This is a genomic window from Leisingera sp. ABD4_442 (assembly GCF_056160905.1).
Map to the genome: position 1 here is coordinate 83,705 of NZ_JBSWYB010000008.1, position 18,758 is coordinate 102,462.

At 65.3% G+C, this 18,758-nt stretch carries 17 protein-coding genes; 8 read left to right on the forward strand and 9 right to left on the reverse strand.

Going from position 1 to position 18,758, the window contains the following annotated elements; genetic code table 11:
- Window positions 1-34: 34 nt before the first annotated feature.
- Genes ACXAHG_RS08965 through ACXAHG_RS08985 form a run of 5 tightly spaced genes read right to left on the reverse strand, consistent with a single transcriptional unit; the run spans window position 35 to window position 4,753 of the window.
- Window positions 35-589 (reverse strand): DUF3833 family protein, encoded by a 555-nt coding sequence (locus tag ACXAHG_RS08965; RefSeq protein ID WP_475041776.1) that lies wholly within the window; start codon window positions 587-589, stop codon window positions 35-37.
- Window positions 586-1,812 carry an MFS transporter gene (locus tag ACXAHG_RS08970; RefSeq protein ID WP_475056903.1) on the reverse strand — a complete coding sequence of 409 codons (1,227 nt, stop codon included), beginning with the start codon at window positions 1,810-1,812 and terminating at the stop codon, window positions 586-588. The genes ACXAHG_RS08965 and ACXAHG_RS08970 overlap by 4 nt, the downstream gene beginning before the upstream one ends.
- Window positions 1,812-2,321 (reverse strand): hypothetical protein, encoded by a 510-nt coding sequence (locus ACXAHG_RS08975; RefSeq protein ID WP_475056904.1) that lies wholly within the window; start codon window positions 2,319-2,321, stop codon window positions 1,812-1,814. Before ACXAHG_RS08975 ends, ACXAHG_RS08970 begins: the two co-directional genes overlap by 1 nt.
- The gene (locus tag ACXAHG_RS08980) at window positions 2,302-3,471 is read right to left on the reverse strand and encodes a class I SAM-dependent methyltransferase (RefSeq protein ID WP_475041770.1); all 1,170 of its coding nucleotides are present in this window, start codon (window positions 3,469-3,471) and stop codon (window positions 2,302-2,304) included. Before ACXAHG_RS08980 ends, ACXAHG_RS08975 begins: the two co-directional genes overlap by 20 nt.
- Window positions 3,410-4,753 carry an NAD(P)/FAD-dependent oxidoreductase gene (locus ACXAHG_RS08985; protein ID WP_475056905.1) on the reverse strand — a complete coding sequence of 448 codons (1,344 nt, stop codon included), beginning with the start codon at window positions 4,751-4,753 and terminating at the stop codon, window positions 3,410-3,412. The genes ACXAHG_RS08980 and ACXAHG_RS08985 overlap by 62 nt, the downstream gene beginning before the upstream one ends.
- 170 nt (window positions 4,754-4,923) lie before the next feature.
- Here ACXAHG_RS08985 and ACXAHG_RS08990 point away from each other — a divergent pair, with 170 nt between their 5' ends.
- Together ACXAHG_RS08990 and ACXAHG_RS08995 are read left to right on the forward strand one after the other, a co-directional pair.
- The gene (locus ACXAHG_RS08990; RefSeq protein WP_475041767.1) at window positions 4,924-5,697 is read left to right on the forward strand and encodes a DUF1365 domain-containing protein; all 774 of its coding nucleotides are present in this window, start codon (window positions 4,924-4,926) and stop codon (window positions 5,695-5,697) included.
- Window positions 5,694-6,419 (forward strand): SDR family NAD(P)-dependent oxidoreductase, encoded by a 726-nt coding sequence (locus ACXAHG_RS08995; RefSeq protein ID WP_475041765.1) that lies wholly within the window; start codon window positions 5,694-5,696, stop codon window positions 6,417-6,419. Before ACXAHG_RS08990 ends, ACXAHG_RS08995 begins: the two co-directional genes overlap by 4 nt.
- 18 nt (window positions 6,420-6,437) lie before the next feature.
- Here the strand turns inward: ACXAHG_RS08995 and ACXAHG_RS09000 are convergent, their stop codons facing one another.
- Genes ACXAHG_RS09000 through ACXAHG_RS09010 form a run of 3 tightly spaced genes read right to left on the reverse strand, consistent with a single transcriptional unit; the run spans window position 6,438 to window position 8,663 of the window.
- Complete coding sequence (locus tag ACXAHG_RS09000) at window positions 6,438-7,073, reverse strand: ChrR family anti-sigma-E factor (protein WP_475041764.1); 636 nt, start codon at window positions 7,071-7,073, stop codon at window positions 6,438-6,440.
- The gene (locus ACXAHG_RS09005) at window positions 7,070-7,711 is read right to left on the reverse strand and encodes a sigma-70 family RNA polymerase sigma factor (protein ID WP_475041762.1); all 642 of its coding nucleotides are present in this window, start codon (window positions 7,709-7,711) and stop codon (window positions 7,070-7,072) included. Before ACXAHG_RS09005 ends, ACXAHG_RS09000 begins: the two co-directional genes overlap by 4 nt.
- Window positions 7,712-7,754: 43 nt before the next feature.
- Window positions 7,755-8,663: a LysR family transcriptional regulator gene (locus tag ACXAHG_RS09010; RefSeq protein ID WP_475041761.1), complete on the reverse strand. Its 909-nt coding sequence runs from the start codon at window positions 8,661-8,663 to the stop codon at window positions 7,755-7,757.
- A gap of 114 nt (window positions 8,664-8,777) precedes the next feature.
- Here ACXAHG_RS09010 and ACXAHG_RS09015 point away from each other — a divergent pair, with 114 nt between their 5' ends.
- Together ACXAHG_RS09015 and ACXAHG_RS09020 are read left to right on the forward strand one after the other, a co-directional pair.
- Complete coding sequence (locus ACXAHG_RS09015; protein ID WP_475056906.1) at window positions 8,778-10,328, forward strand: proton-conducting transporter transmembrane domain-containing protein; 1,551 nt, start codon at window positions 8,778-8,780, stop codon at window positions 10,326-10,328.
- 11 nt (window positions 10,329-10,339) lie between these two features.
- Window positions 10,340-12,754, forward strand: a complete 2,415-nt coding sequence (locus tag ACXAHG_RS09020) for a YbcC family protein (RefSeq protein WP_475056908.1) — start codon at window positions 10,340-10,342, stop codon at window positions 12,752-12,754.
- Window positions 12,755-12,803: 49 nt separating this feature from the next.
- On the opposite strand, the gene ACXAHG_RS09025 is transcribed toward ACXAHG_RS09020, so the two are convergent.
- A complete protein-coding gene (locus ACXAHG_RS09025) occupies window positions 12,804-13,583 on the reverse strand; it encodes a DeoR/GlpR family DNA-binding transcription regulator (RefSeq protein ID WP_475056909.1) in 780 nt (259 codons plus the stop codon).
- 209 nt (window positions 13,584-13,792) lie between these two features.
- On the opposite strand from ACXAHG_RS09025, the gene ACXAHG_RS09030 reads away from it, so the two are divergent.
- The 4 genes from ACXAHG_RS09030 to ACXAHG_RS09045 all read left to right on the forward strand — a co-directional run bounded on the left by ACXAHG_RS09030 (window position 13,793) and on the right by ACXAHG_RS09045 (window position 18,755).
- The gene (locus ACXAHG_RS09030; RefSeq protein WP_475035709.1) at window positions 13,793-14,740 is read left to right on the forward strand and encodes an ABC transporter substrate-binding protein; all 948 of its coding nucleotides are present in this window, start codon (window positions 13,793-13,795) and stop codon (window positions 14,738-14,740) included.
- Between the two features lie 105 nt (window positions 14,741-14,845).
- Entirely contained in the window at window positions 14,846-15,868 is a 1,023-nt protein-coding gene (locus ACXAHG_RS09035) for a quaternary amine ABC transporter ATP-binding protein (protein WP_475041753.1), read from the forward strand.
- Window positions 15,865-17,871 carry an ABC transporter permease gene (locus ACXAHG_RS09040; protein WP_475056910.1) on the forward strand — a complete coding sequence of 669 codons (2,007 nt, stop codon included), beginning with the start codon at window positions 15,865-15,867 and terminating at the stop codon, window positions 17,869-17,871. The genes ACXAHG_RS09035 and ACXAHG_RS09040 overlap by 4 nt, the downstream gene beginning before the upstream one ends.
- A 2-nt stretch (window positions 17,872-17,873) precedes the next feature.
- Window positions 17,874-18,755, forward strand: coding sequence for a phosphotransferase (locus ACXAHG_RS09045; protein ID WP_475041750.1), 882 nt, complete (start codon window positions 17,874-17,876; stop codon window positions 18,753-18,755).
- The last annotated feature ends 3 nt before the right edge of the window (window positions 18,756-18,758 follow it).

The following is an 18,758-nucleotide window of genomic DNA, read 5'->3' on the forward strand; positions in this document are numbered from 1 at the left end:
GCCGCCCCCTGCTGGTCCATGCGCGGGCTTGCGCTCATTCCGCGGCGGCTGGGCGCATAGTGGCAACCAGTTCCGCAACCTTGATGCCGAATTTACGCATCTCGGATTTGTTCAGGATCACTCCGCTTTCTGTCAGATACAGCCAGTCAATGGCGGTCAGCCGGTGGCCCCCGGATTCCTGCGGCAGGATGATTTCATACTCCATCCTGACCGTGGCGCCCGACACCACCCCATGCGCCACCCCCTCGATATCATCGGCAGTGGCAGTGAACCTGTTGCCCTCGCCCAGCTGCAGAAACCACTTGCGGCTTTGAGTGCGGCCATTGGAATAGGTGAATTCCTCGGTCAGCGTGCCGGTGTCGCCATCCCATTCCCCGTGCATCCGGGCCGTGAAACTGTTGGTCATCGATCCTTTGGGGCCAAAAATCAGCCCTTCTGAAAGGATACCCCCCGACAGATGGGATTTCAGTGAAAACTGCGGCCCGGTCTGCGTATAGGCGGACGGATCTTGCGCCCGGAAGCTGAAGAACAGCGACCGGGCCAGCACTGCGGCCAGGATGATCAGCAGAACAGCGGCAAAGAGTTTCATGCGGGTTGTTCCTCCGTGGGAAGCGTCAAGACCAGGCCCAGCGCCGCCAGTTTCAAGACGCAAGGGACAAGGGCGTAAAGGACATTCAAAACCGTCAGGGCCATGGCGCTGTTGGCGGCGCCAGGGGTGAACCCGCTGCGCTCCAGCAGCGGCAGAACGGCAAAGGCGGCCAGGGCCAATGCCAGCTTGCCGGCAAAGGACCAGATGCCGAAGGCGAGAGAGGCCCTGAGGCCTGCACGGGTCAGAGCGACGGAGAACATCGCAGGCAGCAGCACCATTTCCGCGCCCAGCGCCGCGCCGGACGCAATGCAGACCGCTGCGAACCCCGCCAGGCTCCCCGGCGCCAGCAAAGCCGCGCCCGCAAAACCGAGAACAGCCAGCGGCATGGCGGTCAGCAGGGTTGCCTTGGCCCCGATCCGGCGGCTGACTGCCGCCCAGCCGGGCACGCTGATCCCGGCGCTCAGGAAAAACAGGATCAGCAGCGGCCCGGCCATGCCCGCCAGCTGCAGCCGGTCCTCTGTGAAAAACAGGAACAAGGTCGCGGTGACTGCAACCGGCAATGCGTTCACCAGCGCCAGCAGCAGCAGCCGGGTTGCGCCCGCCTGACGCAACCCGGCCAGCGACAGCTGCTGCGCTGCCGGAGCCGGCCGCCGCCACAATGGGCGTGAGAGAATGGCGGCCAGCACTGAGATCCCTCCCAGCAAAATTCCAAACGCAGGATATCCTTGCCCCCCGGCACCAAGGGCTGCCAGGGCCGCGGGGCCTGCGGCGGCAAGGATCACCCCCGCCAGCATCCCCGCCTCGCGCCAGGCAGCCAGATCCATCAGCGCCCCGGCTTCAGGGCGGCGGGCCAAGGCAGCAGAGCAGCCGTAGAGCAAGATCATGCCCAGGCTGTAGGCTGAGAACAGCAGCACCAGCACCGCTGTCAGATGCAGCGGCACTGCCGCCCCCGGCTGCAGGCTGAACAGCAGCGGAAACCCTGCAGCCAGCCCCGCAGCTGCGGCCATCGCAAACAGGGGCTGCGCCCCCGGCCAGCGGTCGATGGCCCAGCCGAACGCTGGATCCTGCACCAGGTCAACCAGCCGGATTGCCAGCAGGATGGTTCCGGCGGCGGCGAGATCAATGCCAAGGCTGACCGAGGCGAACCGCGGCAGGTGGATGTAAAGCGGGATGCCGGCCGCGGCCAGCATCAGCGCATAAAGGCTGACGCGCGGATACAGCATCATTCCCCCTTCAAGCGCCGGGTAAAGGCGGCCGAGCGGGTGTCCGGACCCAGAAAAATCTCCATAAACCGGGTCTTGATGCCCGGATGGCTCAGGCTGCAGGTCCTCTGGCCGTTGTTCCAGAATGCGATCGTGTCCGGCCCCCTGGAAACCGCGGTGTAGCGGTCGCCTTTGCGCACATCGCGGAAACAGCGCTCCAGCTGCCCCCGCACCGGCGGCGTGCCGCCCAGCCTGCCCAGCTCGCGCAGCGTGCCTTCCACTAGGCCGCCGCCGCTCAGGCTGCGCAGGTAGGTCAGTTCCAGCGCGAAATCCCGGCTCCAGTCCAGCGGCGCGCCGCCGCGGGTGAACAGCCGCGCCTGATAGAGCGGCAGCCCGGCCAGGCGGAACGTGGCCGCCCCGCGCAGCTCTGCGCCGGGCAGCGCGCGCTCTATCACCGAAGCCAGAGCGGTGCCCGGCAGGGCCGCGGCCAGCGCCAATGCCAGCAGGGCCTTATGCGAGAACAGGCGCATGTTCCAGCTCCACCTGAACCACATTGGTGTGCCCCACCGCAAAGGAGGCAGCGCAGATCTCCAGGTAATACTGCCAATTGCGGCAGAACCCTTCGCCGTAGCCCAGCCCCAGAACCCGCGGCTTCTGCGCGGCCAGGCGTTCGGCCCAGATCCTGCAGGTCCGGGCATAATCCTGACCGAATGCAAAACTGCCGCTGACCCTCAGCCCGGCCTGCCGCGCCTGATCCCGGATCACGCTGTCCGACAACAGCATCCCGCCGGGGAACACGTATTGGCGGATATAGTCCGAGGAGGTCCGGTAGGTGTCAAAGAAGCTGTCCTTGACGGTGATGGCCTGCAGCACTGCCCGCCCGTCACGCGCCAGTTTCTGTTTCAGAACAGAAAAATAACTGGGCCAGTAGCGCGCGCCCACCGCCTCTATCATCTCGATTGAAACGATGTTGTCATAGGTCCCGCCGATGTCGCGGTAGTCGCACAGCCGGATGTCGGCACGCCCGTCCAGCCGGGCATCGGCGTAGCTGTGCTGGTTGCGCGAAATCGTGATGCCGGTCACATCCCGCCCGTCTTCGGCCGCTTGCTCCGCAAATCCGCCCCAGCCGCAACCGATTTCCAGCACCCGCTCGCCGCTGCCCAGCCGCGACAGGATCCGGCCGTTCTTGCGGCCCTGGGCGCGGGCCAGGTCATCCCCTGCCTGGTCGAACAACGCCGAGGAATAGGTCATCCCCTCATCCAGCCACAGGCCATAGAATTCATTGCCCACATCGTAATGCGCCCGGATGTTGCGCCGGGCGCCGCGGCGGGAGTTGGCCCGCAGCAGCGTATCCGCCAGGCGGAACCGGGCCCGGTTCAGCGGGCTGGCATGGTCATAGGCCGCCAGATGGTCCCGGTTGCGCATGGCGACCGACATCAGCGTTTCGATCGACGGCGTGTCCCACAGGCCCTCCACATAGGTTTCCCCCAGCCCGACCTGCCCATGCGCAGCCAGCGCGGGCACCACCGACCAGTCGCGGATCACCATCTCTGCCTCAGGGCCTGAGGTGCCGAAGTTATACCGCTCGCCTTCAGGGGTGCGCAGGATCAGCCGGCCTTCATGCAGACGCTCGCAGCTGGACAGGAATTTCGTTTTCAGGGCCCTGCTGGTAAAGCGCATTTTCCATTCCTTCTGCTTGGGGCTGGCCATTCAAAGCGCGCACGATGCGCATGGTGCTGGCGATACCGTCTTCGTGAAATCCATGCCGGTTCCAGGCACCGGCAAACCAGGTGCGGTTCTGGCCCTGCATCGCCCGGATCCGATCCTGCGCCTGCAATGCTGCGGCATCAAAAACCGGATGGGCAAACTCCTTGACGTCATAAATCGCCGCCTCAGGGATCCTGCTGGAGGGGTTCAAAGTGACAAACAGCGGGTCGTCCTCCGGGATGCTTTGCAAGCGGTTCATCCAATAAGTGACGCCGACGGCGCCATCCTGCGAGCGGTAGGCCCAGCTGGACCAGCAGCCGCGGCGCTTTGGCATCTGGCGCGGGTCGCAATGCAGCACGGCACGGTTGGTCTGATACCGGATGCTGCCCAGCGCCGCGGCCTCAGCCGGGCGGGCATCTTCACCCAAAAGCGCCAGCGCCTGATCCGAATGGCAGGCCAGGATCAGCTCGTCATACTCCTCTGGCAGCTGCCCTTCTGCTGCAACGGTCACCCGGCACGGGCTGCGCCAGACCTGCTGAACCGGCGACGCCGTGCGGATCCGGCAGCCGCGCGCGGCCAGCGCCGCCTGCAGCCGGCGCACATATTCGATACTGCCGCCCTTGACGGTCCACCACTGGTGCTTGCCTGCCCCAGCCAGCAGCGCATGGTTGCGGAAGAAGCGGACCAGGGACCGGGCCGGAAACTGATCGACCTCCGCCACCGGAGTAGACCAGATTGCCCCGCACATCGGCATCAAGTAGTGGTCGCGGAACCATCGGCCCAGCCCAAGTTCATCGACCAGCGCACCGATGGTCTTGCTGTCATCGCCGGCGGCCGCCTCAGCCTGTGTGCCGAACCGGATGATATCCCGGATCATCGCGTAAAACTGCGGCCGCAGCAGGTTGCCCTTTTGCGCTGTCAGTGCAGTCAGAGAATTCAGCCCGTATTCCAGCCAGCCGTCATCAATGCTGGCGCCAAAGCTCATTTCGCTTTTGATCACCGGCACGTCCAGATCCCGGAACAGCCGGGTCAGATACGGATACGTGGCATAATTAAAGACGATAAAACCCGTATCGACCGGCTGATCGCCGTTTTTTCCAGCCATCACGGTGCGGGCATGGCCGCCCAGACGCGGCGCAGCCTCATACAGGGTGACATCATGAAAGAGAGAGAGGTAATAGGCAGCCGACAGGCCGGAAATGCCGCCGCCGGCAATGGCAATCCTCTTGCGCGCAATACTGGTCTGATCGAACATGCTGATCCCGTTTTTGGTGCAATGTCTGTCAGATACGGCCCGCCGCGCAGCTTGGATCACTCATCAGGTCAGAAAGAGTTCCGCCCTGCCCGTCCGGAAAGCAAAACACGGGATGCAAAAACGGCCGCAAAAGAAGTGAACCAAAGGGCCGCCGTCCGCGTAGTAAGCGCATGACCCTGGATCATATTGCAGCCAAAACTTTCCATGCCCGCCGCGGCGCGCTCAAAAACGCATTCCGCTACGGGGTGGATTTTGTGCTCACCGATCTGGGCGAAACCCGCCTCTGGCTGCTCTCGCGCAACCGTTTCAATCTCTGGTCGCTCTGGGACCGCCGCCATGGCGGCGCCCGCGGCGCAGGTCACGGGCTGGCCTGGTTCCGCGGCGTGCTGGCCGCCCGGGGCATAGACCTGCGCGGCACCCGGCTGCTGCTGCTGACGCAGCCCAGTTTCCTGTGGTTCCACTTCAATCCCGTCAGCTTCTGGATCGCCCTGCGCGGCGGTCAGCCAATCGCCTTTGTTGCCGAGGTCAACAATACCTTTGGCGGCCGCCACTGCTATTTCTGCGCACATGACGATTTCAGGCCGATCCGCAAAGCGGACCAGCTGACAGCCGTTAAAATGATGCACGTCTCCCCTTTTCAGAAGGTCGAAGGAAGGTACCGCTTCAATTTTCATCTGAATGGCAGCGAGGTCAGCATCCGCATCGTCTACGAGAACGGGGATCAAGGTGTGCTCGCAACTCTGTCAGGCACCCGGCACCCTGCAACCAGCGCCAGCCTGTTCAAGGCAGCCCTGCGCCGCCCGTTTGGGGCGCTGCGGGTGCTGGCACTGATCCACTGGCAAGCCGCGATACTCTATTTAAAGCGCGCGCCGTTCCTGAAAAAGCAAGCAGCGCCCGATCTTCTGGTCTCAGACAGCTGCAACCTGGAACAGGCCCGGCGATGACCCATTTTGCAGGTAAGACCTATTGGCTGGTCGGCGCCAGCGAGGGGCTGGGCCGCGAGCTGGCCAGAGCGTTATGCGCCGAAGGTGCAAACCTGATCTTGTCCGCCCGCAGCGCAGACCGGCTGGACAGTCTGGCCCAGCGCCTGTCAGGCGCGCGGGTACTGCCCGTGGACGTGACCGATGCAGATGCCGTGCGCACCGCGGCGGAGGGCATCCGGGAGCTGGACGGGCTGATCTATTGCGCAGGCACTTACGACCCGATGCGGGCCACTGAATGGGACAGCGGCAAGGCCCTGCAAATGCTGGACGTGAACTTCACCGGCGCGCTGCGCGTGCTGGGCGAAGTGGTGCCGCGGTTCACAGAAAGCGGCCGCGGCGATATCACTCTGATCGGATCACTGGCAGGCTATCATGGGCTTCCTGCATCCATCGGCTATGGTGCCAGCAAATCCGCGCTGGTCAGCCTGGCGGAAACCATGCGCTTTGACCTGCGCGGCACCGGTGTGACTGTGCGCCTGGTCAATCCCGGCTTTATCAAGACCCGGCTGACCCGGAAGAACAGCTTCAGGATGCCGATGCTGATGGCGACGGAAGACGCCGCTGCCAGGGTGGTTTCTGCGATGCGCAGCAGGCGCTTCCGCACCGACTTCCCCGCACCGTTTTCGTGGGCGGTGCGCAGCCTGTCCTTCATTCCCGGCTGGCTCCTCTATCGCGGCAAATGAGCCAGCTGCGCTCCGCTCTCAGATCCGGAACAGCGGCTGCAGCAGACGCGGCACCAGCGCGCTGAAGCGCAGCGGTGCATCGGTTGCAGCCAGGCAAATGCAGGCCTCTTGCGCCCCGGCAACCGGCGTATGATCCAGCGCCTCGTCGGCAATCTCCAGATCACCCACGCCAAAGGTGCCGGTCTCGTCGCTGAAACTGCCCTGCAGAACCAGTGTCAGCTCCAGCCCGTTGTGCCCGTGATCCGGCACCGCCTGTCCTGCTGGAATGTGCAAAAGCCTAACGGAACCGCTCCGCCCGGCCATCAGGATATCCTGCTGAACCCCCATACCCAGCGTCTTCCAGCGCGGCTTGCGCCCCTTCATCGCAGCAATCACCGGCCCTGGATAGATGCCGGAACGGTCATAGACGGGCTCAGGCGTGAACGGCGTGTCCAGCTGATCCAGCACAGACTGGCGCAGGCCGGCGGACACCGGCTCCGCTGCGCTTTCGTCCAGCAGAATACCTCCCACCGCCTGATGCGCCTCCAAGGCCGCACGGCACTGCGCGCACATTGAGACATGGGCCGCCACAACAACGGAAAACACCTCCGCAAGCGTGCCCGCGGCATAAGATGCCAGCATGGCATCGGGAATGTGATGGCGGATGGCACTCATGGCATGAGGTCCTTCAATTCGTGCCTCAGGCGCTGCAGGCCAAGCCGGATCCGCGACTTGATCGTGCCTAAGGGAAGTCCGGTCTGGCGGCTGATCTCCTGATGGGTCAGCTCCCCCAGATAGGCCTTTTCCAGGATATCGCGCTGCTCCGGCTTCAGCTGGGCCAGCGCCTGTTTCAGCTGTCCGGTTTCCTGCTCCAGCCCCAGGATCTGGCTGGCATCAGGTTCGGTGCCGGGGTCTTCCTTCAACTCCTCGGGCACCGGGCGGTTTTCCTTGCGGGCAATGTCTATCTGCCGGTTTCGCGCGATCTGATAAATCCAGGACGCCACCTGCGCCCTGTGCGGGTCGAAGGTGGCCGCCTTGCGCCAGACTGTCAGCATGACGTCCTGCACGATTTCCTCTGCCTGCGGGGGCGGCGCACCGGCGCGGATCACAAAGCCCTTCAGCCGCGGCGCGAAATGATCGAACAACGCGGCAAAGGCGGTGCGGTCGCGCCTGTCGCGCACGGCGATCATCCAGACCGTCTGCTGCGAATAACCAGGAGCGTCTTGCGTCACGGATCTGCTTTCCTCACGGCGCGCCAGCGACGCCGGAGGCCGGGAACGCAAAGGCTGGATATCTGCGGTTTCGGTCAGCATAAACCGGATACGGCGCAGATGGGTATATGGATCTTTTTCTTTTTCAGCTTTGCTGCGCGTGCCCGGCGGCAAAAGCCGGATCCGGAGTGCTGGACAGCAGCTCCCGCACCAGCGGATTCGGAAACCGCCGCCGCAGAGTGATCGCAAAGAATGTTTCGCGGATGCGCGGATGCTCCGCCGCCTCCACCAGCCGCCCGGACTTCAGCTCGTCCTGCACCACGATCGGTGCCACCAGCGCCAGCCCGATATCCTCCCGCGCCATCAGGCGCATCATCGCCATGTCATCCACCTCTGCCACGACCTGCGGCCGCACACCCAGGCGGCTGGCCATGGCATCAAAGGCCGTCCGCATCGAATTGTCAGTGGTGGGCAGAACAAAGGGCTGGGTTTCCAGCAGCTCGGCAACCGGGCGGTCCGGCTGCAGCCGGCCGGGGGAGCCGACAATGCTCACCGCCTGTTCCGCGATGCGGTGGGTCTCATAGGGAGCCAGCGAATCGCCTGGCGGCTCCCGGTTCATCAGGACCACGTCCAGATTCAGCGTCTGCAGCCCCTCCAGCAGCTCCGCAGGGCCGCCGGAGCGCAGGATCACCTCCACATCGGAGCGCTGCAGGATCGGCCGCAGAAAACTGATCTGAAAGTTCCGCGACAAGGTCGCCAAAGACCCTATGCGCAGCGCCTGCCGGCTGCGTCCCGTCTCCTGCAATGTCGCCACAAGTTCTTGCCCTGCCGAAAAAATCGCATCCGCATGATCCAGCGTGATCCGGCCCGCCTCGGTCAGATGCAGCTGGCGGCCGCGCCGCTCGAACAGATCATGCCCCAGCCGTTCCTCCAGCTGTTTGATCTGCACAGAGAGCGCGGATTGCGACAGGTTCAGGCGCTGCGCAGTGCGGGTCAGATTGCCGTCATGCGCAACGGCCCAAAAGTAGCGGAGGTGGTGATAATTCAGCGGCATACGTTCTATTATTCAGAACGAAAACTTCAAAACAATGTATTTTTACTAACTAAAACCTTTCCCTAGGTTGCGGCGCCAGACCGGCACCTGCCGCCGAAACCAGGGAAATGAACCATGAGCCACCTCTTTCTGCCTTTGCTCAGCCCGCTGCTGCTTCTGGCGGCGGCCTGCTATGCCAGCCGAAACCCGGGCCGCCGCCCCCGCGTTGTGCCGCAAGCGGCGGAATGGGCCGCGCTCGCCGCCCTCGCCGCCGCCGCAGTCTCTGTGCTGCTGCTGGTGCTGCAGGGGCCCGGGACCTCGCCGCTCATCGGCCTGGCGGGCGCTGGGCTCTCTATCCGGCTGGATGCCGTCAGCGCCGTGATGCTGGTGCTGGTCAGCTTCATCGGCTGGATTGTCCTGCGCTACACCGCCACCAGCCTGGACGGCGAGGCCCGCCAGGGCGCCTTCACCGGCTGGATGGCCGCCACCCTCGCCGCGGTGATGCTGCTGGTCACGGCCGGCAATCTGATCCAGCTGTTTGCAGCCTGGACCGCGGCCAGCCTGACGCTGAACCGACTGCTGCTGTTTTACCCGGACCGCAATGGTGCCCGGCGCGCCGCCCGCAAGAAAGCCCTCGCCGCCCGGCTGAGCGAGGCTGCGCTGGCCGGGGCCGTGGTACTGCTGATCATCGGCCACGGCACTACCGACATCGCCTCGATCCTCAACGGCATCGACCCCGGCGCACTGACCGCCGCATCCGCGGCCCTGATCGCAGCCGCAGCCGTTCTGGCCTGTGCCCAATTCCCGCTGCACGGCTGGCTGACCGAGGTCATGGAAGCCCCAACCCCGGTCTCTGCCCTGCTGCATGCCGGCGTGATCAATGCCGGCGGCTTCCTGCTGATCCGGCTTGCCGACCTGATGCTGGCGGCGCCCGGCGTGATGGCGCTGCTGGTGATGCTGGGCGGGTTCACCGCGCTGTTCGGCAGCCTGGTGATGCTGACACAACCGGCGGTCAAAACCTCGCTGGCCTGGTCCACCATCGCCCAGATGGGGTTCATGATCATGCAATGCGGCCTGGCCTTGTTCCCGCTGGCGCTGCTGCACATCACCGCCCATTCGCTGTACAAGGCGCATGCCTTCCTCAGCGCGGGCAATGCGGTGCGCAACGTTGCCGCCATCCGGCGCCCAGGCCCGGTTGCGGTGCCCAGCGCCCGCAACGTGATGCTGGCCTTCGCCACAGCCATCGCGATCTACGGCCTGACCGGCAGCGTGTTCGGATTTGACGGCAAGTCGGTGCAGGCCATCGCGCTAGGCGTGATCCTGATCTTCGGTGTCGCCTACCTGCTGGCCCAGGGCCTGGCCGATGCCGCGCCCGGCGCCCTCACCCGCCGCACTATGCTCTATGCCGGCACCGTCTCTGTCAGCTACTTCCTGCTGCAGATGGCCGCCGCGCAGCTGACCGCCGGCGCGCTGCCCCCAGCCCCGCAGCCCGGACCGCTGGAATGGGCGCTGATCCTTCTGGCGCTGGCCAGTTTCGGCGCCGTCGCCGTGGCGCAGTCCACCTTCCCGCTCTGGGCCCAGCACCCTGCCGCTGCCGGCCTGCGCGTCCACCTCTCCAACGGTCTTTATGCCAACGCGGTCTTTGACAGGCTGCTCAGCGGCTGGTCCAAGAAATCCCCTGCCTGAAGGAACCCGGAATGTTTGCAAAACTCGAAACCTTCCCCGCCCCGCTGCTGGAACTCGTGGCTGAGGCCGCCAGCGCCGCCAAGGCAGTGCCGCCGCTGTTTCCGCTGCAGGCCAGCGTTGCGGTGAACCCTTTCCTGGGCCAGTCCGGCGAGCCGCTGGCGGTCACCGCTGCCCGTATGGCGCGGGTGGCAGGCACCCGGATCACCCCCAGCCGCACCCTGTGGGCCAAGCAGTTCGAGGCCGGCCGCATCCTGGAGGACGACCTGCAGAATGCTCTTGCCGCCATCGAAGGCCGGTTCGGCCGGCCCAGCCTCGCAGAGGTGAAATCCGCCCTCAGCACCCCTGCGCCGCAGCCAAAAGCGCTGCCGACCGTGGCGGAACTGGCGGCGGATGCCTCCGGCATCGACTGGCCCGGTCTGATCGAAGACCGCATCGGTGTCTGGGCCGCCAGCCATTTCGACCAGGGCCAGGCGCTGTGGCAGCCCGGCCGCACCGGCGGCGCCTTTGCGGCCTGGCGCGAGTTTGCCTCCCGCGATCTGACACCCGAAATCCACGGGCTGGCCGGTTTCGGCGCCTTCGTTGCAGCCACAAACCGCTCGCATTGGCGTGCCATTGGCCGGGCCTGTGAAACGCTGGATCTCGGCACCGCCGCCGCGGCCACCGCGTTCCACCGCTGGCTGACCGCCCTGGGCGGCTGGGCGCAATACGCCCGCGGCCTGCTGTGGCAAGCGGAACTGGACGGCCGTAGCGAAAACGCGGTGACAGAGCTGCTGGCCATCCGCATGGTCTATGACGAGGCGCTGTTCACGTTGTACAAGGATCGGATTGCAGCCGAATGGGCCGCGGCCGTGGCCGGGCACGAAGCCCCGCTCGCCCCGGACCGGGACATGATCATCGACGCGGTGCTGCAAGACGCCGCCGAGCGGGCAGAGCAGCGCAGGCTGGCGGAAACCCTGGCCGCCTCCGCAGGCCCTGCACCGCAGGCCGCAGACCGCCCCAAGCTGCAGGCCGCCTTCTGCATCGACGTGCGCTCCGAGGTTTTCCGCCGCGCGCTGGAAGCCCAGGACCAGGGCATCGCCACCATCGGCTTTGCCGGTTTCTTCGGCCTTGCCAGCGCCCACCAGGCCGAAGCCTCCGACGTGGTAGAGACCCGCGGCCCGGTGCTGCTGCCCGCCTCTGTCCGTTCCGGCACCGCAGAGCCCGAAGCCCGCGGCCTGAACCGCCGCTATGCCGCCCGGGCCAAGCGTGCCTGGGGCCGGTTCAAACTGGCGGCCGTCTCCTCCTTTGCCTTTGTCGAGGCCGCCGGGCCGGTCTATGCCGGCAAGCTGCTGCGCGACTCCCTGGCAGCGGGCGGCAAGACGGCCGCCAGCCCCGCCCCGCGCCTGGATCCCGCAATCAGCCTGGAGCAGCGGGTCGGCATGGCGCACACCATCCTGAGCGCGATGTCGCTGACCCAAGGCTTCGCCCCGCTGGTGCTGCTGGCAGGCCATGGCGCGGGCGTCACCAACAACCCGCATGAAAGCGCCCTGCACTGCGGCGCCTGCGGCGGCCACGCGGGGGATGTGAACGCGCGCCTGCTGGCTGCCCTCCTCAATGACACCGGGGTGCGTGCCGGGCTTGCCGCCCGCGGGATCGCCATTCCGGACGACACCCTGTTTGTGGCGGCGCTGCACAATACCACCACCGATCTGGTCACCCTTTACGACCAGGACGTGCCCCAGGGCGCCCATGCAGAGGAGCTGGCAAGGCTGCGCGGCTGGCTGGCAGAGGCCGGCACTCTGGCCCGGGCCGAGCGCGCGGCGCGGCTGCCGCGGGCAGACACCGGTGCCCAGCTGCTCCGCCGGGCGCAGGACTGGGCAGAACTGCGCCCGGAATGGGGCCTGGCCGGCTGCCGCGCCTTCATCGCCGCCCCGCGCCACCGCACCAAGTCCAGCGGCCTGGCGGGCCAGGCGTTCCTGCACAGCTATGACTGGCACAGCGATGAGGGCTTCGGCGTGCTGGAGCTGATCATGACCGCCCCCGTGGTGGTCGCCAGCTGGATCAGCCTGCAGTATTACGGCTCTTCGGTTGCGCCCGCCCTGTTCGGCGGCGGCAACAAGCTGCTGCACAACGTGGCCGGCGGCATCGGCGTGCTCGAAGGCAACGGCGGCGCCCTGCGCCCCGGCCTGCCCTGGCAGTCCGTGCATGACGGCAGCGCCTTCCAGCATGATCCGCTGCGCCTGTCAGTGGTGATCGAAGCCCCGCGCGAGGCGATGACAGCCGTGCTGGAGCGCCACCCAGGCGTGCGGGACCTGTTCGACAACCGCTGGCTGCACCTGATTGCCATGGATCAGAACGGCAAATTGGCCTGGCGGTATTGCGGCGGCCTGACCTGGGCGCCCTTCGACGCGCCAGCCAATGCCGAAACCGCAATCGCAGCCGAATAACCCCTGCAACACAACAGATGCGGGCTGCTGGAATGGCGGCCCGCTTTTGCTACTCGACGACGATCAGGTCGGTATCCATTGCCTTCAGCATGTCCTTGATCGCCTGCGAGGGCTGGGCGTCAGTATAAAAGACGTCAAACTTGGTGTCCTTGCCGATCGACACCGGCGCGCGTTTGTTGAACTTGTCCCGGTCGGCCACCACAATCCTGATCTGCGCGTTGGCGGCGGCGACCCGCGCCAGGTTTGCTTCCTCCAGATCGTGCAGCATGAACCCAAGTTCGGCATTGATCGCCCCGGCCGAAAAAATGGCGAACTGCACATTCAGCCGCCGCACCAGATCCAGCGCCTCAGCCCCGAAGGCACCGCCATCATGCGGCCGCAGCTCTCCCCCCGCCAGAAACACCCGGTTGTTGTTGCGCGAGGCCAGCGCATGGGCCACCAGCACAGAGTTGGTGACCACAAACAGGTTCGACCGCTCCCGCAGCTCCTGCGCCACATAGGCGGTGGTGGAGCCCACATCCAGAAACACCGAATCCCCGTCGCTGATGGTCTTGGCGACCTCCCGTGCCAGGCGTTGCTTCTCAGCGGCATGGGTGCCCATCCGGCTTTGCAGCGGCAGTTCGACCACATCCTCCACCAGATGCACCCCGCCATGCACCTTGCGCACCACCTGCGCATCTTCCAGCGTGCGGATATTGCGCCGGATGGTCTCATTGGTCACGCCCAGCCTGCCCGCCAGGTAGCTGACCCGGCAGGACCCGCCGGCCTGCTGCAGTTCCCGCAGGATTTCCTCTTCGCGCTGATTGGTGGTTTTGCGGATTTTGGTCATTGGGCCTCCTGTTGTGTTGCTACGCGAGAAAGCCACAAAAAACAACATTGCCGCCTTGTTTGCAGGAAAGATGACCCAAGTACACCCATGAAGCTCACGAAATATGTGGCTTATTGTGGTTTTCTATTGACTGAAACCGGCAGGCACCGCAACATCTCAGCACGCGACGCCAAGAATCGCACAAAATGCCACATAACAGGGAATTCCTTATGCTGAGAAACTTCAATGCTTTGGGAGCCGTGGCGCTGACAGCCGCCGTTTCCGCATCCTCCGCCTGGTCCGCAGAATCTGCCGACCCGATTAAACTGACGCTGCACGACTGGTCCGGCCAGCTGATCAATACCAAGATCATGGGCAGCATCCTGCAGGAAGCAGGGTATAACGTCGAATACGTCCAGGCCGATTACATCGCGCAATTTGCCGGGCTCAAGACCGGTGACCTGCATCTGGCCATGGAAATCTGGGAAACCACCGGCCGCGAGGCACTGGATGACGCCACCGCCACCGGCAAGGTGATCAACGCAGGCGAAACCGGGCTGATGGCGATCGAGGAATGGTGGTACCCCTCCTATATGAAGGAAAGCTGCCCCGGCCTGCCCGACTGGCAGGCGCTGAAGGACTGCGCCGAGGAATTCGCCACCGCCGAAACCTCACCCTATGGCCGCTATGTCGGCGGCCCGGTCACCTGGGGCGGCTTTGACGAAGAACGCGTCGAAGCGCTGGAGATGGATTTTGAAGTGGTCCACGCGGGCACCGATGCAGCGCTGTTTGCGGAACTGGAATCCGCCTACCAGCGGCAGGATCCGATTGTCCTGTGGGTCTATGTGCCCCATTGGGCGCCGGCCAAATACGACGGCGAATTTGTCGAGTTCCCGCCCTATTCCGCGGAATGCTACTCCGATCCCTCCGTCGGGGTGAACCCGGACCTGGCCTATGACTGCGGCAAGCCGCGCGGCCCGATCTGGAAAGCTGCCTGGGCGGGGCTGCCGGAGAAATGGCCGGGCGCCTACGAGATCGTGCAGGCCTACAATATCTCCAACGAAGAGATGAGCGCCATGGTCGGCAAGGCAGATCTGGACGGCGTCGGCATCGACACTGTGGTGTCTGACTGGATGGCCGCCAACAAGGACCGCTGGTCCGGCTGGATCGGCAACTGATTTCACTCCCTGGGGCTGCTGTTTGCTCTCAAGGCAGCCCCGGCTTTTTCCCCGCCCGATCAATTTCGCCGGCCGCCCCTGCGGCCCGGCCCCGGAGCCGCCTTGATGACCCCCAAGACCAAACTCTCCTGCCGCAACGTCTGGAAGCTTTATGGCGCCAATGCGGACACCTTTCTGACCGCCAACCCCTCCCCCAGCGGCGGGGACATCCGCAAGGCAGGCATCATCGGCGCCGTGCGCAACGCCCAAATCGACATCGCCGAGGGTGAGATCTTTATTATCATGGGGCTGTCCGGCTCCGGAAAATCCACCCTGGTGCGCTGCCTGTCGCGGCTGATTGAGCCGACCGGCGGCCAGGTGCTGTTCGACGGCGTCGACCTGCTGACCGCCAGCGAGCAGGAGCTGATCGAAATCCGCCGCCACAAGATGGGCATGGTGTTCCAGCATTTCGCTCTGCTGCCGCATCTGACCGTGCTGCAGAACGTGATGTTCCCGCTGACCGTGCAGGCCGCCCCAAGGGCAGAAGCCGAAGCAAAGGCACGCGAGGTGGTGGAGCTGGTAGGCCTCAAGGGCCGCGAGGATTACTACCCGCGCGAATTGTCTGGCGGCCAGCAGCAGCGGGTCGGCATTGCGCGCTCGCTGGTGACGGAACCCGACCTGTGGTTCCTGGATGAGCCGTTTTCGGCGCTGGACCCGCTGATCCGCCGCGAGATGCAGGATGAATTCCTGCGCCTGCAGGCAAGGCTGCACAAAACCATCGTCTTTATCACCCACGATTTTGAAGAGGCCGTGCGCCTGGCCGACCGCATCGCCATCATGAAGGACGGCGAGATCATCCAGGTCGCCACGCCAGAGGAACTGGTGCTGAACCCGGCCACCGATTATGTTGCCGAGTTCACCCGCCACATCCCCCGCTCCAAGGTTCTGACTGTCGGCGGCATCATGACCCCAGGCGCGGGCGGCGAAGGCACACCGGTGCCGCAAAGCGCGCGGGTGTCGGAAGTCGCCGAACAGATCATCGCCGCCGACGCCCCGCGCCCGGTCTGCGACGGCAGCGGCCAAATCATCGGCTGCATCACCCGCCAGGCGGTTGCCAGGGTCCTGTTCGGCACCGGAGAGCCGGCATGAGCGCCCGCCTCTTTGCCCGCCTGACCGGGCCCGCTGCCGCGGCCTGGGGCCTGGTGCTGGCCACGGTTCTGCTGGGCTGGTTCGGCCGCGACCTGGCCAAGGCGCTGGATGCGCGCTGGCTGGTCAAAGTGCCCTCCGGCTGGGTGATCCCGTTCAAGACCCATATCTCCTCCGCCATGACCTGGCTGGTGGAGGATGCGGCCATCGGCCCGCTGCGTTTTACCGATATGACCCGCGCCATCGCCTGGCTGATCGAACAGCCCTACCAGCTGATGCTGAGCCTGCTGGCAGACGGTTTCCTTGTCTCTTCCGCCCCCGGCGCGCAGGCGCTGCTGCCTGCCGCCAGCTGGATCGCCGTGACCGCTGGGGTCATCGCCCTGGGCCACTATTGCCGCAACTGGGGCCTGGCGGCGATGGCTGGCGCCTGCTTTGCCTACCTCGCGGTCTTCGGCCAATGGGACAGCGCCATGGTCACGCTGGCCTCTGTCCTGATCGCGGTGCCGATCGGCGCGGGCGGTGGGCTGCTGGCGGGGATCTGGGCCTACCGCCATCCGCTGGGCGAGCGTATCCTGTCGCCCATTCTGGACCTGATGCAGACCATCCCGATCTTCGCCTATCTGGTGCCGATCCTGTTCATGTTCGGCTTCGGCCCGGTTTCGGCCCTGGTCGCCACCATCATCTATGCCACCCCGCCGATGATCCGCATCACCATCATGGCGCTCAAGTCGGTGGACCCGGAGATCCTCGACTTCGGCCGCATGGCCGGCACCACCCCGCGGCAGCTGATGTGGCGGGTGCTGGTGCCCTCCGCCAGCCAAAGCCTGATGGTGGGGGTGAACCAGGTGATCATGCTGACCCTCAACATGGTGATCATCGCCTCGATGATCGGTGCAGGCGGGCTGGGCTTCGACGTGCTGGCCGCGCTGCGCCGCCTGGATATCGGCGCGGGCTTTGAGGCCGGTATCGCCATCGTTGTGCTGGCCATCGCCGTCGACCGGCTGAGCCAGGCGCTGGCGGAACGCATGGGCCAGGTGCATCACGCGGCGCCGGGATCCTGGGCTGCCCGCCACAAGCGCACGGTGCTGGTTTTGGTGCTGCTGGCCATCACCTGGGTGCTGGGGCATTTCTCGCCGCTGCTGCTGGACTATCCGGCCAGCCAGACCATCACCACCGGCGCCTTCTGGAACGATGCCGTCAAATATCTGAACGTGAATTATTTCGATGCGTTTGAGGCGGTTAAGGTCTTCTTTCTCAACTGGTTCATGCTGCCGATCAAGAAAACCCTGCTGGGCATTCCCTGGCCCTGGGCCATCGCCATGCTGACCCTGCTGGGCTGGCGGGCCGGCGGCTGGCAGCTGGCGCTGCTCTGCGGCAGCATGTCCGCGCTGATCGCCTTCAGCGGGCTCTGGGCCAAGGCGATGGTCACCGTCTACCTCTGCGGCGCCTCGGTGATCCTGGCCACCCTGATCGGCGTGCCGCTGGGTGTGCTGGCCGCACTCAGCAAGCGCGCAGGCGTTGCCATCGGCCTGCTGATCGACACGCTGCAGACCCTGCCCAGCTTTGTCTACCTGATCCCGGTGGTGATGCTGTTCCGGGTCGGCGACTTTACCGCAATGATCGCCATCGTTCTTTACGCGCTGGCCCCGGCGGTGCGCTATGCGGCCCATGGCGTGCGCAGCGTCAGCGGCGAGCTGATCGAGGCCGGCCAGGTCTCCGGCTGCACTCGCTGGCAGCTGCTGCGGCTGGTACGGCTGCCGATGGCACTGCCGGAAATCCTGCTGGGCATCAATCAGACCATCATGCTGGCCCTGTCGATGCTGGTGATCACCGCGCTGGTCGGCACCCGCGACCTCGGCCAGGAGGTGTATATTGCCCTGACCAAGGCCGACACCGGCCGCGGCCTGGTTGCCGGGCTTGCCATCGCCTTTATCGCCATCATCGCCGACCGGCTGGTCAACGCCGGAGCCCGCGGCGCCCGTATCCGCTTTGGACTGGAGAGCTGAGCATGAGCCAATCCGATCTGCTTGACCAAATCCGCGCCCTGCCGGTCTGGCAGGGGGAGATCACCGCCGAACCGCTGAACGGCGGCATTACCAACGTCAACTACCTGGTCCAGGACAGCGCCGCCAAATACGTGGTGCGGGCCGGCGACGACATCCCGTTGCATCAGGTGATGCGCTTCAACGAGCTGGCCGCCAGCCGCGCCGCCCATGCGGCGGGCCTTTCGCCTGCGGTGGTGCATACCCAGGGCGGGCTGACGGTGCTGGAGTTCATCGAAAGCCGCACCCTGACCGAGGAGGACGTGCGCGACCCGGCTATGCTGCCGCGGGTGCTGGAGCTGGTCAAATCCTGCCACCAGGAGGTGCCGCGCCACCTGCGCGGCCCGGCGCTGGTGTTCTGGGTCTTCCACGTGATCCGCGACTATGCCGCGACCCTGCAGGACCAAAACAGCCCCCACGCGGCACTGGCTGCCGAACTGGCCGCCACCGGCAACAGGCTGGAACAGGCCGCCGGCCCCTTTGACATCGTCTTTGGCCACAACGACCTTCTGTGCGGCAACTTCCTGGACGACGGCCACCGGCTCTGGCTGATCGACTATGACTATGCCGGCTTCAACTCGCCGCTGTTCGACCTTGGCGGGCTGGCGTCAAACAACGGGCTGTCGCAGCAGCAGGAGCAATGGCTGCTGGAAACCTACTTCGAGGCGCCGGCCAGCGATGATCTGCTGCACCGCTACAGCGCCATGAAATGCGCCTCGCTCCTGCGTGAGACCATGTGGAGCATGATCTCCGAGATCACCTCCGAAATCGACTTTGACTACGCGGCCTACACCGCCAGCAACCTCGCCCGCTTCCGCGCGGCGCTCGACGATTTTCAAAACACCTGAGGA

Bases quoted from the DNA above. Each gene is read 5' to 3' on its own strand.
- ACXAHG_RS08965 (WP_475041776.1), bottom strand. From the start codon at position 589: ATGAAACTCTTTGCCGCTGTTCTGCTGATCATCCTGGCCGCAGTGCTG.
- ACXAHG_RS08970 (WP_475056903.1), bottom strand. From the start codon at position 1,812: ATGCTGTATCCGCGCGTCAGCCTTTATGCGCTGATGCTGGCCGCGGCC.
- ACXAHG_RS08975 (WP_475056904.1), bottom strand. From the start codon at position 2,321: ATGCGCCTGTTCTCGCATAAGGCCCTGCTGGCATTGGCGCTGGCCGCG.
- ACXAHG_RS08980 (WP_475041770.1), bottom strand. From the start codon at position 3,471: ATGCGCTTTACCAGCAGGGCCCTGAAAACGAAATTCCTGTCCAGCTGC.
- ACXAHG_RS08985 (WP_475056905.1), bottom strand. From the start codon at position 4,753: ATGTTCGATCAGACCAGTATTGCGCGCAAGAGGATTGCCATTGCCGGC.
- ACXAHG_RS08990 (WP_475041767.1), top strand. From the start codon at position 4,924: ATGACCCTGGATCATATTGCAGCCAAAACTTTCCATGCCCGCCGCGGC.
- ACXAHG_RS08995 (WP_475041765.1), top strand. From the start codon at position 5,694: ATGACCCATTTTGCAGGTAAGACCTATTGGCTGGTCGGCGCCAGCGAG.
- ACXAHG_RS09000 (WP_475041764.1), bottom strand. From the start codon at position 7,073: ATGAGTGCCATCCGCCATCACATTCCCGATGCCATGCTGGCATCTTAT.
- ACXAHG_RS09005 (WP_475041762.1), bottom strand. From the start codon at position 7,711: ATGCTGACCGAAACCGCAGATATCCAGCCTTTGCGTTCCCGGCCTCCG.
- ACXAHG_RS09010 (WP_475041761.1), bottom strand. From the start codon at position 8,663: ATGCCGCTGAATTATCACCACCTCCGCTACTTTTGGGCCGTTGCGCAT.
- ACXAHG_RS09015 (WP_475056906.1), top strand. From the start codon at position 8,778: ATGAGCCACCTCTTTCTGCCTTTGCTCAGCCCGCTGCTGCTTCTGGCG.
- ACXAHG_RS09020 (WP_475056908.1), top strand. From the start codon at position 10,340: ATGTTTGCAAAACTCGAAACCTTCCCCGCCCCGCTGCTGGAACTCGTG.
- ACXAHG_RS09025 (WP_475056909.1), bottom strand. From the start codon at position 13,583: ATGACCAAAATCCGCAAAACCACCAATCAGCGCGAAGAGGAAATCCTG.
- ACXAHG_RS09030 (WP_475035709.1), top strand. From the start codon at position 13,793: ATGCTGAGAAACTTCAATGCTTTGGGAGCCGTGGCGCTGACAGCCGCC.
- ACXAHG_RS09035 (WP_475041753.1), top strand. From the start codon at position 14,846: ATGACCCCCAAGACCAAACTCTCCTGCCGCAACGTCTGGAAGCTTTAT.
- ACXAHG_RS09040 (WP_475056910.1), top strand. From the start codon at position 15,865: ATGAGCGCCCGCCTCTTTGCCCGCCTGACCGGGCCCGCTGCCGCGGCC.
- ACXAHG_RS09045 (WP_475041750.1), top strand. From the start codon at position 17,874: ATGAGCCAATCCGATCTGCTTGACCAAATCCGCGCCCTGCCGGTCTGG.